The organism is Streptomyces canus 299MFChir4.1, from assembly GCF_000383615.1.
Lineage (GTDB): Bacteria > Actinomycetota > Actinomycetes > Streptomycetales > Streptomycetaceae > Streptomyces > Streptomyces canus_C.
In genome coordinates, this window is the sequence record NZ_KB911588.1 from 259,343 (window position 1) to 274,181 (window position 14,839).

General features: G+C 68.2%; 14 protein-coding genes and 1 tRNA gene. 7 read left to right on the forward strand and 8 right to left on the reverse strand.

The genetic code is table 11. From position 1 onward, the window contains the following. Window positions 1-117: 117 nt before the first annotated feature. Window positions 118-204: transfer RNA gene (locus tag H293_RS0119090), tRNA-Leu, on the reverse strand. A 480-nt stretch (window positions 205-684) separates the two neighbouring features. Here H293_RS0119090 and H293_RS0119095 point away from each other — a divergent pair. The 6 genes from H293_RS0119095 (at window position 685) to pknB (ending at window position 8,847) form a co-directional block, all read left to right on the forward strand. Further along, entirely contained in the window at window positions 685-1,566 is an 882-nt protein-coding gene (locus tag H293_RS0119095) for an FhaA domain-containing protein (RefSeq protein WP_020119463.1), read from the forward strand. 10 nt (window positions 1,567-1,576) lie between these two features. Further along, the gene (locus H293_RS0119100) at window positions 1,577-2,089 is read left to right on the forward strand and encodes an FHA domain-containing protein FhaB/FipA (protein WP_020119464.1); all 513 of its coding nucleotides are present in this window, start codon (window positions 1,577-1,579) and stop codon (window positions 2,087-2,089) included. 98 nt (window positions 2,090-2,187) lie between these two features. Then, window positions 2,188-3,753, forward strand: coding sequence for a Stp1/IreP family PP2C-type Ser/Thr phosphatase (locus H293_RS0119105; protein ID WP_033415506.1), 1,566 nt, complete (start codon window positions 2,188-2,190; stop codon window positions 3,751-3,753). Window positions 3,754-3,780: 27 nt separating this feature from the next. Continuing rightward, window positions 3,781-5,223, forward strand: coding sequence for an FtsW/RodA/SpoVE family cell cycle protein (locus tag H293_RS0119110; protein WP_020119466.1), 1,443 nt, complete (start codon window positions 3,781-3,783; stop codon window positions 5,221-5,223). Beyond that, window positions 5,220-6,692 carry a peptidoglycan D,D-transpeptidase FtsI family protein gene (locus H293_RS0119115; RefSeq protein ID WP_020119467.1) on the forward strand — a complete coding sequence of 491 codons (1,473 nt, stop codon included), beginning with the start codon at window positions 5,220-5,222 and terminating at the stop codon, window positions 6,690-6,692. The genes H293_RS0119110 and H293_RS0119115 overlap by 4 nt, the downstream gene beginning before the upstream one ends. A gap of 169 nt (window positions 6,693-6,861) precedes the next feature. After that, complete coding sequence (gene pknB, locus H293_RS0119120) at window positions 6,862-8,847, forward strand: Stk1 family PASTA domain-containing Ser/Thr kinase (RefSeq protein WP_020119468.1); 1,986 nt, start codon at window positions 6,862-6,864, stop codon at window positions 8,845-8,847. 203 nt (window positions 8,848-9,050) lie between these two features. On the opposite strand, the gene H293_RS0119125 is transcribed toward pknB, so the two are convergent. The 6 genes from H293_RS0119125 to H293_RS0119150 are packed head-to-tail and all read right to left on the reverse strand — an operon-like array spanning window position 9,051 to window position 13,290. Further along, complete coding sequence (locus H293_RS0119125) at window positions 9,051-9,788, reverse strand: class E sortase (protein WP_020119469.1); 738 nt, start codon at window positions 9,786-9,788, stop codon at window positions 9,051-9,053. 13 nt (window positions 9,789-9,801) lie between these two features. After that, window positions 9,802-10,950 (reverse strand): class E sortase, encoded by a 1,149-nt coding sequence (locus H293_RS0119130; protein ID WP_020119470.1) that lies wholly within the window; start codon window positions 10,948-10,950, stop codon window positions 9,802-9,804. Beyond that, window positions 10,947-11,585, reverse strand: a complete 639-nt coding sequence (locus H293_RS0119135; protein ID WP_007383306.1) for an aminodeoxychorismate/anthranilate synthase component II — start codon at window positions 11,583-11,585, stop codon at window positions 10,947-10,949. Before H293_RS0119135 ends, H293_RS0119130 begins: the two co-directional genes overlap by 4 nt. Next, window positions 11,582-11,743 (reverse strand): hypothetical protein, encoded by a 162-nt coding sequence (locus H293_RS57295; protein ID WP_020119471.1) that lies wholly within the window; start codon window positions 11,741-11,743, stop codon window positions 11,582-11,584. Before H293_RS57295 ends, H293_RS0119135 begins: the two co-directional genes overlap by 4 nt. Window positions 11,744-11,793: 50 nt before the next feature. Further along, complete coding sequence (locus H293_RS0119145) at window positions 11,794-12,483, reverse strand: class E sortase (protein ID WP_020119472.1); 690 nt, start codon at window positions 12,481-12,483, stop codon at window positions 11,794-11,796. A 27-nt stretch (window positions 12,484-12,510) separates the two neighbouring features. Next, window positions 12,511-13,290, reverse strand: coding sequence for a DUF881 domain-containing protein (locus tag H293_RS0119150; protein ID WP_033415484.1), 780 nt, complete (start codon window positions 13,288-13,290; stop codon window positions 12,511-12,513). Window positions 13,291-13,430: 140 nt separating this feature from the next. Between H293_RS0119150 and crgA the strand changes: the two genes are divergently transcribed. Beyond that, window positions 13,431-13,685: a cell division protein CrgA gene (gene crgA, locus H293_RS0119155; protein ID WP_020119474.1), complete on the forward strand. Its 255-nt coding sequence runs from the start codon at window positions 13,431-13,433 to the stop codon at window positions 13,683-13,685. A gap of 263 nt (window positions 13,686-13,948) precedes the next feature. Here crgA and H293_RS0119160 read toward each other — a convergent pair whose 3' ends face one another. Continuing rightward, complete coding sequence (locus tag H293_RS0119160; protein WP_020119475.1) at window positions 13,949-14,833, reverse strand: rhomboid family intramembrane serine protease; 885 nt, start codon at window positions 14,831-14,833, stop codon at window positions 13,949-13,951. Between the last annotated feature and the right edge of the window lie 6 nt (window positions 14,834-14,839).

The following is a 14,839-nucleotide window of genomic DNA, read 5'->3' on the forward strand; positions in this document are numbered from 1 at the left end:
AGAGACCTCACAGGGTGAGCCACACCACCACCCCACCCACTCACACCCGCCCTCACCCGGCACTCCGTGAAGGGACAAAAAGAAGCCCCTCAGGTCCAGGACCTGAGGGGCTTCCAGTGGTGCGCGAGGGGGGAGTTGAACCCCCACGCCCTTTCGGGCACTGGAACCTGAATCCAGCGCGTCTGCCTATTCCGCCACCCGCGCATTGGGTGTGTCCTCGGGCTCCTGACCTTGCGGTGCGGCGCCTTCCGACACGCAGAACATTAGCACGCTGGAGGGGGTGGGTTCACATCCCATATCCGGGGGCAGCCGCCCACCAGCGGCTTCGGAAGCGGTCCACCGAAACGGGGTGCCGTCGGCCACGTATCAACCTGTGCCTGTTCACGTATCAACCTCGTACCGGTAGCACCCGTCTCCCCAGGAGCAGGTAGGGGTCCACAGTCAGGTGCGGGACACTGGTCTGCGGCCGCCTCTACGATCCTTGACAGAGGAGCGCACAGAGGACTTCGACCGCGGAGTTCGAAGTGGAGCTCCACAGGGAACTTCGGAGGCGTCGACACCCGTCGACAGTGCCGACAGGGGGAACCAGCCGATTCACCGGCGCGTGGATACGATCAGTAAGCAGTACCAGGTAAACAGCAGCCGGCGCAGTACCCAGGACGGCAAGGACGGAGGAGGTGCCTCATGGGAGTCCTGAAGAAGTTCGAGCAGCGTCTCGAAGGTCTGGTCAACGGCACCTTCGCCAAGGTGTTCAAGTCCGAGGTCCAGCCCGTGGAGATCGCGGGCGCGCTCCAGCGGGAGTGCGACAACAACGCGACCATCTGGAACCGCGACCGCACGGTCGTACCCAATGACTTCATCGTGGAACTGAGCACGCCGGACTTCGAGCGGCTCAGCCCCTACTCGGGCCAGCTCGGCGACGAGCTCGCCGGCATGGTGAGCGACTACGCCAAGCAGCAGCGCTACACCTTCATGGGCCCGATCAAGGTCAACCTGGAGAAGGCGGACGACCTCGACACCGGTCTGTACCGGGTGCGCAGCCGTACGCTCGCCTCCTCCACCAACCAGCAGGCCCCCGGCCCCGCGGCCCCGGCCGGCCGGGGCGGCGCACCGGCACCCGGCGGCGGCTACGGCTACCCGCCGGCCGCTCCGGCGGGCGCCCCGCCCATGCCGGCCGCCCCGCCTCCCGGCCGTGGCGCTCCCGGCGGCTACGGCTATCCACAGTCGGCCCAGGCCCAGCGCCCCGGCGCCGGCGGCCCGGTCGGCGCGCCCGCGCCGGGCTCCCGTACCCGCCACTGGATCGAGATCAACGGCGCCCGCCATCAGATCTCCCGCGCCACGCTGGTGCTGGGCCGCAGCACCGAAGCCGACGTGCGGATCGACGACCCCGGCGTCTCGCGCCGGCACTGTGAGATCCGGACCGGAACGCCCTCGACGATCCAGGATCTCGGGTCCACCAACGGCATCGTGGTGGACGGGCAGCACACCACCCGCGCTACGCTCCGCGACGGCTCGCGGATCGTCGTGGGCAGTACCACCATCATTTACCGGCAAGCCGAAGGGTGAAGCGGGGGCAATGTCAGAGCTGACCCTGACGGTCATGCGGCTGGGTTTCCTGGCCGTACTGTGGCTGTTCGTGATCGTGGCCGTTCAGGTCATCCGCAGCGACCTGTTCGGTACGCGCGTCACCCAGCGCGGCGCGCGCCGGGAGGCCGGCCGGGCCCAGCAGGCCCAGCGGCAGGCGCCTCCGCAGCAGCGCCAGCAGCAGGCCGCCGGCGGCCGCCAGCGCCGTAACGCACCCACCAAGCTGGTCGTGTCCGAGGGCACCCTCACCGGCACCACGGTCGCGCTCCAGGGCCAGACCATCACGCTGGGCCGGGCGCACGACAGCACCATCGTGCTGGACGACGACTACGCCTCCAGCCGCCATGCCAGGATCTACCCGGACCGCGACGGTCAGTGGATCGTCGAGGACCTGGGCTCCACCAACGGCACGTATCTCGACCGAACGCGGCTGACGACCCCGACACCGATTCCGCTGGGCGCGGCGATCCGCATCGGCAAGACCGTCATCGAGCTGCGGAAGTAGTGCTACATCATGAATAGGCGCGAGCGGAGCGAGCACGCGGTGTGGGCCCCCACCCCGGGCCCCGGCGCGCTCCCGACCGGAGGGTGGGCACCGTGCGGATGTACCCGGAGCCGACAGGCGAGGTGCGCATGAGTCTGTCACTGCGCTTCGCCGCCGGATCGCACAAAGGCATGATCCGGGAGGGCAACGAGGACTCCGGATACGCCGGGCCCCGCCTGCTCGCCATCGCCGACGGCATGGGCGGCGCCGCCGCCGGCGAGGTCGCCTCCTCCGAGGCCATCTCCACCATCGTCGCCCTCGACGACGACGTCCCCGGCTCCGACGTCCTCACCTCGCTCGGCGTGGCCGTCCAGCGCGCCAACGACCAGCTGCGCTCCATGGTCGAGGACGACCCCCAGCTCGAAGGCATGGGGACCACCCTGACCGCCCTGCTGTGGACGGGCCAGCGGCTCGGCCTCGTGCACGTCGGCGACTCGCGCGCGTACCTGCTGCGCGACGGCGTCCTCACCCAGATCACGCAGGACCACACCTGGGTGCAGCGCCTGGTCGACGAGGGCCGCATCACCGAGGAAGAGGCCACCACCCACCCCCAACGCTCCCTGCTGATGCGGGCGTTGGGCAGCGGCGAACACGTCGAGCCCGACCTCTCCATCCGCGAGGTCCGCGCCGGCGACCGCTATCTGATCTGCTCCGACGGCCTCTCCGGCGTGGTCTCCCACCAGACCCTGGAAGACACCCTCGCCAGCTATCAGGGCCCCCAGGAGACCGTGCAGGAGCTCATCCAGCTCGCGCTGCGCGGCGGCGGCCCCGACAACATCACGGTCATCGTGGCCGATGTCCTGGACCTGGACACCGGGGACACCCTCGCCGGGCAGCTCTCCGACACCCCGGTCGTGGTCGGCGCGGTCGCCGAGAACCAGCACCAGCTGCACGACAACGGCATCATGCAGACCCCCGCGGGCCGCGCCTCCGGGCTCGGCCGCCAGGGCCACGGGCAGGGCGAGGGCGGTGACTTCGGGCCGTCCAACCCCTCCGACACCACCGGCTACATCCCCGCGGGCAGCTTCGGCGACTACTCCGACGACGACTTCGTCAAGCCCCGCAAGGGCCGCAAGTGGCTGAAGAGATCGTTCTACTCGGTCCTCGCGCTCGCCGTCATCGGCGGTGGCCTGTACGGCGGCTGGCGCTGGACGCAGACCCAGTACTACGTCGGCACCAACGGCGAGCACGTCGCGCTGTACCGGGGCATCAGCCAGGACCTGGCGTGGGTCTCGCTCTCTAAGGTGTCCAAGGACCACCCCGAGATCGAACTCAAGTACCTGCCGCCGTACCAGCAGAAGTCGGTCGAGGGCACCATCGCCGAGGGCGATCTGAAGACGGCCCAGAAGAAGATCGACGAACTGGGCGTGCAGGCCTCCGCGTGCAAGAAGGAGGCCCAGGCGCAGGCCACGGAGAGCAAGAAGAACTCCAAGACGGGCGAGGGCCAGGCCGGCGGCACCACGGGAACCACTCGGTCCTCTCTGACGTCAAAGGCCACACCGACCCCGACGAGCACGACCTCCCCGTCCCCGAGCGCTTCCGCATCCCCGAAGCCCACTCCCACCCCCGGCCCCACTCTCTCGGACGAGGAGAAGCAGGTCGTCGGGAACTGCGGTACGCAGTAGGCAAGCCGTGAGAGGCCCTGGCACACGATGAGCAGCAGTACTTCGAACACATCGACGCACCACACGTCCACGATCGGCGCGATCGGCGCTCCCAGCCGTCGCAACACCGAGCTGGCGCTGCTGGTGTTCGCCGTCCTCATCCCGGTCTTCGCCTACGCCAACGTGGGCCTGGCCATCAACGACCAGGTCCCGGCCGGGCTGCTGAGCTACGGCCTGGGCCTCGGCCTGTTGGCCGGCGTGGCCCATCTCGTCGTACGCAAGTTCGCCCCGTACGCGGACCCGCTGATGCTGCCGCTGGCTACCCTGCTCAACGGCCTCGGGCTCGTCGCGATCTGGCGCCTCGACCAGTCCAAGCTGCTCCAGTCGATCGGCCAGGCCGGCGGCAAGGCGACCAACCAGCTGATCTACACGGCGTTGGGCATCGCCCTGTTCGCCGTGGTCCTGGTCTTCCTCAAGGACCACCGGGTCCTGCAGCGCTACACCTACATCTCCATGGTCGGCGCACTGGTCCTGCTGCTGCTCCCGCTGGTGCCGGGCCTCGGCGCCAACATCACCTACGGCGCCAAGATCTGGATCCAGGTCGGCAGCTTCACCATCCAGCCCGGAGAGTTCGCCAAGATCGTCCTGGCGATCTTCTTCGCCGGCTACCTGATGGTCAAGCGCGACGCGCTCGCCCTGGCCAGCCGCCGCTTCATGGGTCTGTACCTGCCGCGCGGCCGCGACCTCGGGCCGATCATCGTCGTCTGGATGATCTCGATCCTCATCCTGGTGTTCGAGACCGACCTCGGTACCTCGCTGCTGTTCTTCGGAATGTTCATCATCATGCTGTACGTCGCCACCGAGCGGACCAGCTGGATCGTCTTCGGTCTGCTGATGTCCGCGGCCGGTGCCGTCGGCGTGGCCAGCTTCGAACCACACGTCAAGCAGCGCGTCGCCGCCTGGCTCGACCCCATGCGCGAGTACACCCTCAGCCAGACCGTCCCTGGCCACTCCGCGCAGTCGATGCAGGCCCTGTGGGCCTTCGGCTCCGGTGGCACCCTCGGCACCGGCTGGGGCCAGGGCCACTCCGAGCTGATCCGCTTCGCCGCCAACTCCGACTTCATTCTCGCCACCTTCGGCGAGGAGCTGGGCCTGGCCGGCCTCATGGCGATCCTGCTGATCTACGGCCTGATCGTGGAGCGCGGCGTGCGCACCGCCCTCGCCGCCCGCGATCCCTTCGGCAAGCTGCTCGCCATCGGCCTGTCCGGCGCCTTCGCGCTCCAGGTCTTCGTGGTGGCCGGCGGTGTGATGGGCCTGATCCCGCTGACCGGTATGACGATGCCCTTCCTGGCGTACGGCGGTTCCTCCGTCATCGCCAACTGGGCCCTGATCGGCATCCTGATCAGAATCAGCGACACCGCACGCCGTCCCGCGCCCGCTCCCGCCCCCAGCCCCGACGCCGAGATGACCCAGGTGGTCCGCCCGTCATGAACAAGCCCCTGCGCCGGATCGCGATCTTCTGCGGCCTCCTGGTCCTCGCCCTGCTCATCCGCGACAACTGGCTCCAGTACGTCAAGGCCGACACCCTCCGGGAGGACCCGGACAACCGCCGGGTACTGATCGCGCGGTACGCCACGCCCCGCGGCGACATCATCGTCGACGGCAAGTCCATCACCGGGCACGCCGAGACCACCTCGGGCGACTTCAAGTACAAGCGCACCTACAAGGACGGCGCGATGTGGGCGCCGGTCACGGGCTTCGTCTCGCAGTCCTACGGCGCCACCCAGCTGGAGTCCATCGAGGACGGCATCCTCACCGGCAACGACGACCGGCTCTTCTTCCGCAACACCCTCGACATGCTCACCGGCAAGCCGAAGGAGGGCGGCAACGTCGTCACCACCCTCAGCGCCGCCGCGCAGAAGGCCGCCTACGACGGTCTGAAGAAGCGGGGCGCCAAGGGGGCGGTCGCGGCCATCGAGCCGTCCACCGGCAAGATCCTGGCGCTGGCCTCCTACCCGTCGTACGACCCCTCGTCGATCGCCGGCGGCAGCGACTCCGACGCAGAGGCGTGGAAGAAGCTCGACAAGAAGAACAACCCCGACGACCCGATGCTCAACCGGGCGCTGCGCGAGGTCTACCCGCCCGGCTCCACCTTCAAGGTCGTCACCGCGGCCGCGGCGCTGGAGAACGGCCTGTACAAGACGGCCGACGAGAAGACCGACTCCCCGCTGCCCTGGACGATGCCCGGGACCACGACCCAGCTGAAGAACGAGGGCAGCATCCCCTGCAAGAACGCCACCCTCCGGGTCGCGCTGCAGTACTCCTGCAACACCGTCTTCGGCAAGGTCGGCTCCGACCTCGGCAACGACAAGATGCTCGAGGAGGCCAAGAAGTTCGGCTTCACCGAGGAGCAGTTCACGCCGGTCCGCTCCAGCGCACCCGTCTTCTCCGACGACATGAACCCCTCGCAGACCGCGCTGTCCTCCATCGGCCAGTACAACACCGCCGCGACCCCGCTCCAGATGGCCATGGTCGCCTCGGCCGTCGCCAACAACGGCACCCTGATGAAGCCGTACATGGTCGACTCCCTCCAGGCCCCGAACCTCGACACCCTGGAGAAGACCCAGCCGGAGAAGATGAGCGAGCCGCTGTCCGCGGAGAACGCCCAGATCCTCCAGTCGATGATGGAGACCGTCGTCCAGAAGGGCACCGGCACCACGGCCCAGATCGACGGCGTCACCGTCGGCGGCAAGACCGGTACCGCCCAGCACGGCGAGAACAACAGCAAGAACCCGTACGCCTGGTTCATCTCGTACGCCAAGGTCGGTGACAGCGCGCCGGTCGCCGTGGCCGTGGTCGTCCAGGACGACAACGCGGTCCGCGAGAACATCTCCGGCAGCGGTCTCGCGGCGCCCATCGCCAAGCGCGTCATGGAGGCGGTCATCGACTCCAAGAAGTGACCCCGCTCACGTCGCCTTCACATCGGTGCACGTTGCGATACCGGTCCTGTATCGGGTGACGCACTTGGCCAGGTCACACAAAGCTAGCCGGGTACGGTAGGCCCGGAGTGCAGCCTCCGACGGCACACACGTGTCTGTCGGGACCGACGGAGAGGGCTGGTAGGAAGCTATGGAAGAGCCGCGTCGCCTCGGCGGCCGGTACGAGCTGGGCCAGGTGCTCGGCCGTGGTGGCATGGCGGAGGTCTACCTCGCCATGGACACGCGCCTCGGCCGCACGGTGGCGGTGAAGACGCTGCGCGCGGACCTCGCGCGCGATCCGTCCTTCCAGGCCCGGTTCCGCCGGGAGGCCCAGTCGGCCGCCTCGCTCAACCATCCCGCGATCGTGGCGGTCTACGACACGGGCGAGGACTACATCGACGGGGTCTCGATCCCGTACATCGTCATGGAGTACGTCGACGGCTCCACGCTCCGCGAGCTGCTGCACTCCGGCCGCAAGCTGCTGCCGGAGCGCTCCCTGGAGATGACCATCGGGATCCTCCAGGCGCTGGAGTACTCCCACCGCAGCGGGATCGTCCACCGGGACATCAAGCCGGCCAACGTCATGCTCACGCGCAACGGCCAGGTCAAGGTCATGGACTTCGGCATCGCCCGCGCCATGGGCGACTCCGGCATGACCATGACGCAGACCTCCGCGGTCATCGGCACCGCCCAGTACCTCTCCCCGGAGCAGGCGAAGGGCGAGCAGGTCGACGCGAGGTCGGACCTCTACTCCACCGGCTGTCTCCTGTACGAGCTGCTGACGGTCCGGCCGCCCTTCGTGGGCGACTCCCCGGTGGCCGTCGCGTACCAGCACGTACGCGAGGAGGCGCAGCCCCCGTCGGTCTTCGACCCCGAGATCACGCCCGAGATGGACGCCATCGTCCTCAGGGCCCTGGTCAAGGACCCGAACTACCGCTACCAGTCGGCCGACGAGATGCGCGCCGACATCGAGGCCTGCCTCGACGGACAGCCGGTCGCGGCCACCGCCGCGATGGGCTCGGTGGGCTACGGCGGCTACCCGGACGACCAGGCGACCACGGCCCTGCGCTCCGACGCCGGCGCCACCACCATGCTGCCCCCGATGAGCCCGGACGACGGCGGTTTCGGCTATGACGACCGTCCCGACCGGCGGCGCCAGAAGAAGTCGAACACCTCGACGATCCTGCTGGTGGTGGCGGGCATCCTGGTGCTCGTCGGCGCGATCCTGATCGGCAAGTGGATCTTCAGCGGCGGCGGTGCGGGCAACGACCAGGTGACCGTGCCGAACCTCGTCAACCAGTCGCAGCCGGACGCCACCAGACAACTGGGCAACGTCGACCTGAAGCTCGGCGAGGTCACGCAGAAGCCGTGCGAGAACACCGCCAAGGGCAACGTCTGCGAGCAGAACCCGACGGGCGGCACCAAGGTCGACAAGAACTCCGCCGTCAGCATCGTGGTGTCCACCGGGGCGCCGAAGGTGGCCGTCCCCAGCGTCCTGGGCCAGAGCTTCGACGAGGCCAAGGCGCTGCTGGAGGGCGACAAGTACCAGTTCAAGGTCGAGAAGAAGGAAAAGGTGTCGCCGGAGGAAGCGGGCACCGTCCTGGGGCAGAACCCGAACCTCGGCGAAGAGGTCCAGAAGGGCTCGACGATCACCCTCACCGTGGCGAAGGCCGAGGCGAAGTCGACCGTGCCCGACGTCGTCGGCAAGTCGTGTGACGAGGCCAAGGCTCAGATGACGGCCAACAACCTGGTCGGCACCTGCGTCGATGAACCCACCACCGACCCCAACATGGACGGCAAGGTCATCTCGACTTCTCCGGATCGGGGCCAGCAGGTCGACAAGAACTCGACGGTGACGATCAAGGTCGGCAAGGTCAAGCAGCAGACGCCCGTGCCGGAGGTGCGGGGCCAGACCGTGAAGCAGGCCAAACAGACCCTGCAGGCGGCCGGCTTCACCCAGATCCAGTTCAACGGTGACTCCAGCGACAACGCGATTGTCACCGGCGAGGACCCGCAGCCCAACACGGGCGTCGACAACCCCGGCGGCACGACGATCACCCTCACCACGGTGGGCGGCAACAACGACGGCGGGAACAACAACGGCGGTCCCAACTTCTTCGGCGGTACCAGCGGCTGACGGCCGCGCCGTTGCCAAGAGCGCCAGGCAGGGCCCCGGCACCCTCTCGAGGGTGCCGGGGCCCTGCCTTTTCCTGTTGCACGGGCAGGCTGCTTCCGCAGCTCCACGTGCTCGGGCCCGCACGAGGCCCGGTATCCTGCCGCGCCCGGCGCAAAGAGGCCCGAAGCCGCAAGAGCAAGTTGCGGCTTCGGGCCTCCGTCATGCTAGGTCAGTTCCTTCGGCGGGGTCCGCTCGCTGTCCACCTTCTGCGTGCGGACCAGTTCGCCCCACACGACATAGCGGTAGCGGGACGTGTAGACCGGCGTGCACGTCGTCAGCGTGATGTAGTGGCCGGCCTTCTCCTTGCCGGACTCCTTGGGGATCCGGCCGAGGACCTTGACGTTGTACTTCGAGGTCTCGGGAAGGACGGCGTAGACCTTGTAGACGTACCACTCGTCCTTGGTCTCGAAGACGATCGGGTCGCCCTTCTTGACCTTGTCGATGTTGTGGAACTTCGCGCCGTGGCCGTCCCGGTGCGCGGCGAGGGCGAAGTTGCCGGCCTTGCCGCTGGTGGGGAGCGTGGCCTTGACGGGGTCGGTGTAGTAGCCGGCGACACCGTCGTTGAGGATCTTCGTCGAGGTGCCCTTCTCGACCAGGACCTCGCCGTTCTTCATCGCGGGGACGTGCAGGAAGCCGATGCCGTTCTTGGTGTCCAGCGCGCCGGGGCCGCCCGTGGTCCGCTCGGTCCAGGCGTCACGCACCTTGTCGGCCTGCTTGTCCGCCGCGCGGTCGGCGACGACGTTCGTCCACCACAGCGAGTAGACGACGAACAGGCCGAGCACCAGGCCTGCCGTGATGAGGAGTTCACCGAAGAAGCTGACCGCCATGGCGATCCGGCCGGTGCCGCGGCGGCGCGGCGCGGGGCTGCCGGTGTTCTGCTCTTGCTCTGTGGTCGCTGCCACTGATCATCTGCCCTTACTGGACGAGCGCATCCGGCTTGCCCTTGCTGCGCGGCCGTTCCTCGACCATCTTGCCCCAGACGATCAAGCGGTACTTGCTGGTGAACTCCGGCGTGCAGGTGGTGAGGGTGATGTAGCGGCCGGCCGTGGTGAATCCGGATCCCCTGGGGACAGGGGCGATCACGCTCGTGTTGCTCGGAGCCGTCACCGGGAGCGTCGACGTCATCTTGTAGACGAAGTACTCGTCCTGCGTCTCGACGACGATCGAGTCACCCGGGCTGAGCCTGTTGATGTAGCGGAAGGGCTCGCCGTGCGTGTTGCGGTGACCGGCGAGAGCGAAGTTGCCGGTCTTGGCGTCGGGCATCGCCGTCTTCAGCGCACCCTCGCTGTAGTGCCCGACCATGCCCTTGTCGAGAACCTTCTTGTTGCTGACGCCCTCGGCTATCGGCACCACCACGTCCAGCTTGGGGATGTGCAGCAGGGCGAAGCCCTGGCCCGGCTCGAAGGTGCCCGGGGCGCCCTTGCCGCTCGCCCAGTCGTTCTGGAGGCTGCTCGCCTCCTTGTCCGCCGCCGCGTGCGCCCGGACGTTGGTCCACCACAGCTGGTAGCTGACGAACAGCAGCATCAGCACACCGGTGGTGATGAACACCTCACCGATCGCCCGGCTCGCGACGACGGCCGCGCCGGGTTTGCGCGCCTTCGCCTGTCTGCGGGCCTCGACGCGGGACAGCGGCCTGCCGTCCGGCGACTCCTGCTCCGGCTGCGCTTCGGCAGCGGCTCCGCCGCCATGGCGTCCGTGACGGCCCTTGGCGGCCTTTCTGCGGGCCGCACGGCCGCCCTGTGGGGATCCAGTGGCGGATGTGACAGAAGAGGCCGCGGAGGCGGATATGGAGGGTGGGGGCGGATCGGGTACCCGCAGCGCCACCGTCTCGTCGTCGGCCGGCGGCACGTACGGCGCCGACGCCCGGCCGTCCGGCACCCCGCCGCGCGAAGCCCGGCCGGAAGGCTGCTCGGTGTGCTGCCCCTCGGCGAAGGGCTTCTCGGCGTACGGCTCCTCGACGTAGGAAGCAGCACCGAAGGACTGCCCGCCGTAGGGGTCGCCGCCGTAGGACTCGTACGACGCGTCGCCGTACAAGTCCTCGCGCTCGGGGCGCAGGGCCGTCACGCCGTGGCCCTGCCCACCACCGGGGCGAGCCCCGCCGACCTCGCCACCGCGCCCTGGTCCCCGCACTCCACCAGCCAGTTGGCCAGCATCAGGTGACCGTGTTCCGTCAGCACCGACTCGGGGTGGAACTGCACACCCTCGACCGGGAGTTCACGGTGCCTCAGCCCCATGACGATCCCGTCGTGCGTCCGCGCGGTGACCTCCAGCTCGGCCGGGACCGTCGCCGGCTCGGCGGCCAGCGAGTGGTAGCGGGTCGCCGTGAACGGCGTCGGCAGACCGGCGAAGACTCCCCTGCCCTCGTGCTCCACCAGGGAGGTCTTGCCGTGCAGCAGCTCGGGGGCGCGGTCCACGACACCGCCGTACGCCACCTGCATCGACTGCATGCCGAGGCAGACACCGAAGACGGGCACCCCGGTCGCGGCACAGTGGCGCACCATCTCGATGCAGACCCCGGCCTCCTCCGGTGTGCCGGGGCCGGGCGAGAGCAGGACGCCGTCGAAGCCGTCCTGGGCGTGTGCCGTCGACACCTCGTCGTTGCGCAGCACCTCGCACTCCGCGCCCAGCTGATACAGGTACTGGACCAGGTTGAAGACGAAGCTGTCGTAGTTGTCGACGACGAGAATGCGCGCGCTCACTGGTTGTCCACCGTCACATCGTTGAAGGGCAGCAGCGGTTCGGCCCACGGGAACACGTACTGGAACAGGACGTAGACCACAGCAACGACCAGCATGAGTGAGAGCAGCGCCTTCACCCATGCGCTCCCCGGCAGATGCCGCCAGATCCAGCCGTACATGCCGTCCCTTCCGTCGCACCACGGCACCACACACGCCGTACCGCACCAGACTAACGGCGCAGGGCAACAGGCTTGCCGTCCTCCACAGGCTGTGTGGAGTCCAGGTGTGCCCAGACGATCAGCCGGTGACTGTGTCCCCACTCCGGATCGCACGTGGTCAGCGTGAGATAGCGGCCAGGCCGCGTGTACCCGGATTTACGTGGCACAGGATCGATCACCTCAATGTCGGAGGGCACGGTTTTGTAAGGCCCTTTGTCGATCCGATACGTGAACCAGGTCGTTCCGTCGGTCAGGACGACCGCGTCACCGCGCCTCAGCCGCGGGAAGTCCTTGAAGGGATCGCCGTAGGTGCGCCGGTGTCCGGCGACCGAGAAGTTGCCCGGCTGCCCGAGCTGCGCGGTGTTCGCGTAGTGGCCGAGACCCTTCTTCAGGGTGCCGACCTGGGTGCCTTCGAGCACGGGCTTGTTCCACGTGAAACCGAGCCGGGGGATGTACATGATCGCGAAGGGCTTTTCGCTCCGGTACGGCGCCGGCCGCGCGGGAGAGGCGGAGGCGCCGGCCGTCACCTTGGGCTGCCGCACACTCCCCTGCGACCACTGCTGCTGTAACTGGTCGATCTGGTCGTCCATGACGGTGTCGGCCTTCACACCGGTCCAGAACAGCACATAGGCGACGAACAACACGATCAGGGCGCCGGCGGTGATGCACAGCTCGCTGACGGTCCGGACGACAACACGCACCGGCGGCTCCAGGGACTCACACCGTGCTCACTCCACGGGCTTGGCGTACTGCAGATCCACTGTGCCCGAGTAGCCGGGAAGAGTCACCGTGCCGTCGTCGGCGACATTCCAGCCGAGGCCGTAGACGTTGACGTAGACCATGTAGTTCTGGATCGCCTTGGAGTCCGCGAGCGCCTGCTTCAGCCTGCCGGGGTCTCCGACCGCCTGGATCTTGTACGGCGGTGAGTAGACGCGGCCCTGGAGGATCAGGGTGTTGCCGACGCAGCGCACGGCACTGGTGGAGATCAGCCGCTGGTCCATGACCTTGACGCCCTGGGCGCCGCCCTTCCACAGGGCGTTGACCACGGCCTGCAGGTCCTGCTGGTGGATGACCAGGTAGTCGGGCTGCGGCTCGGGATAGCCGGGGAGCTTGGCGGTGGCGTTCGGCGGGGCGTCGTCGAGCGTGACCGTGACCGCCTTCCCCTTGATCTTCTGGGTGCCCGCCCGGTCCTCCAGGGCGGCGAGCTTGTCGTCCTCGGCCTTGGTGCTGCCGTCGTCGCGCTCGGCGAGCGACTCGACGTCCCGGCGCAGCGAGCCGTTCGACTCGTCGAGCGTGCCGTTGTTGCGGCTGCGCTCCTGGATGAGGTCCGAGAGCTTGAGCATGGAGGCGTCCGTGCGGATGTCGGTGCCCTTGGCCGTATTGAAACTCGTGAAGAAAATGAGTCCCGCGAGAGCGAAGACGGCCACGGTGAGCACCCGCACCGGCCGGAAACCTCGCCTGCGGACAGGACTGGATCCGGACTGGGGGGAGTCGGCAGAATTGCTCAACGTACCCTTATCTCCTTCGGCGCCGCGGAAGCACTACGCTAACGGACGCCCGGGGGAGCGCTAAGAGTCCCCTTGTACGCTGCCCGGAGCCCGACCAGTTACCTGCGCGGCCACGCAGCGCATCGACAGGAGAGACCCTCGTGCCGAAGTCACGTATCCGCAAGAAGGCCGACTACACGCCGCCCCCGGCGAAGCAGGCGACCGCCATCAAGCTGAACAGCCGCGCCTGGGTCGCCCCGGTGATGCTGGCCATGTTCCTCATCGGGCTCGCCTGGATCGTCGTCTTCTATGTGACCGACGGCTCCCTGCCCATCGACGCCCTGGACAACTGGAACATCGTGGTGGGCTTCGGTTTCATCGCCGCCGGCTTCGGCGTCTCCACCCAGTGGAAGTAGCTCTCCCCAGGGGTATCCGCTGAGTTATCCACAGCTTGGAGCAATTTCCACAGGGCCTGGGGAAAAGACGACGATCTGTGGATAACCCATCGGGTGTTGACGCCGGTACGACCATCGCACCAGCTTCCGCAAGCCTGTTCGCCCCCTGCCTGACCTGCGAAAACGCGGGTCAGTGCCAGGGGGCACAGCTGTTCCCGCACTGTATGCACAAGATCGGGCACGCGCTGTGGACAACGGCCGCTCACAGGGGGTGTGCGGGCCCGTCAGGTCAGCTGGGCCGTTCTGATCACGATCATGACCACGAGGACCAGCAGAACCAGCGCACAGGTGCCGTACTGCACCAGCGCCCGCCGCTCACGCGGGGCGTGGACCATGCCGTAGCCCGTGATGAGCCCGGCGACGAGGCCACCGATGTGGGCCTGCCAGGAGATGCCGCTCCAGCTGAAGGTGAAGATCAGGTTGATCACCAGGAGCGCGATGATCGGCCGCAGGTCGTAGTTGAGCCGGCGCATCAGGACCGCGGTCGCGCCGAAGAGGCCGAAGATGGCACCGGAGGCGCCGAGCGTCTGGGTGACCGGGCTGGCCAGCAGATAGGCCAGGGCGCCGCCCGCCAGACCGGAGACGAAGTAGACCGCGAGATAGCGGACCCGGCCCAGGGCGGCTTCGAGGGGGCCGCCGAGCCACCACAGGCTCAGCATGTTGAAGCCGATGTGCCAGATCTCCTGGTGCGCGAACATCGAGGTCACCAGGCGGTAGTACTGCCCGTCCGCGACACCCTCGGTGGGCTGGAACGGCTTCGGCGGCCAGGCACCGACGAGGCTGAGGTCCGCCGCCAGGGACGCCTTGGCCTGGATGGCGATGAACACCGCGATGTTGATCCCGATCAGGATCTTCGTGAAGAGGCGGGGATCGGCCGTGACCGTACCTCCCGCGATGGTGCGCGGCCTCGCCGTGGCCGGAGCCGGGCCGCTGCCGCCCCCGTCGCGCACGCATTCGGGGCAATGGAAACCGACGGAGGCGCTGACCATGCACTCGGGGCAGATCGGGCGCTCGCAGCGGGTGCAGCGGATGCCGGTCTCACGGTCCGGGTGCCGGTAGCAGCCAGGCAGGTTCTGGGCCTCCGGTGAAGTGCCCGCCTCCTGATTCATGCCATC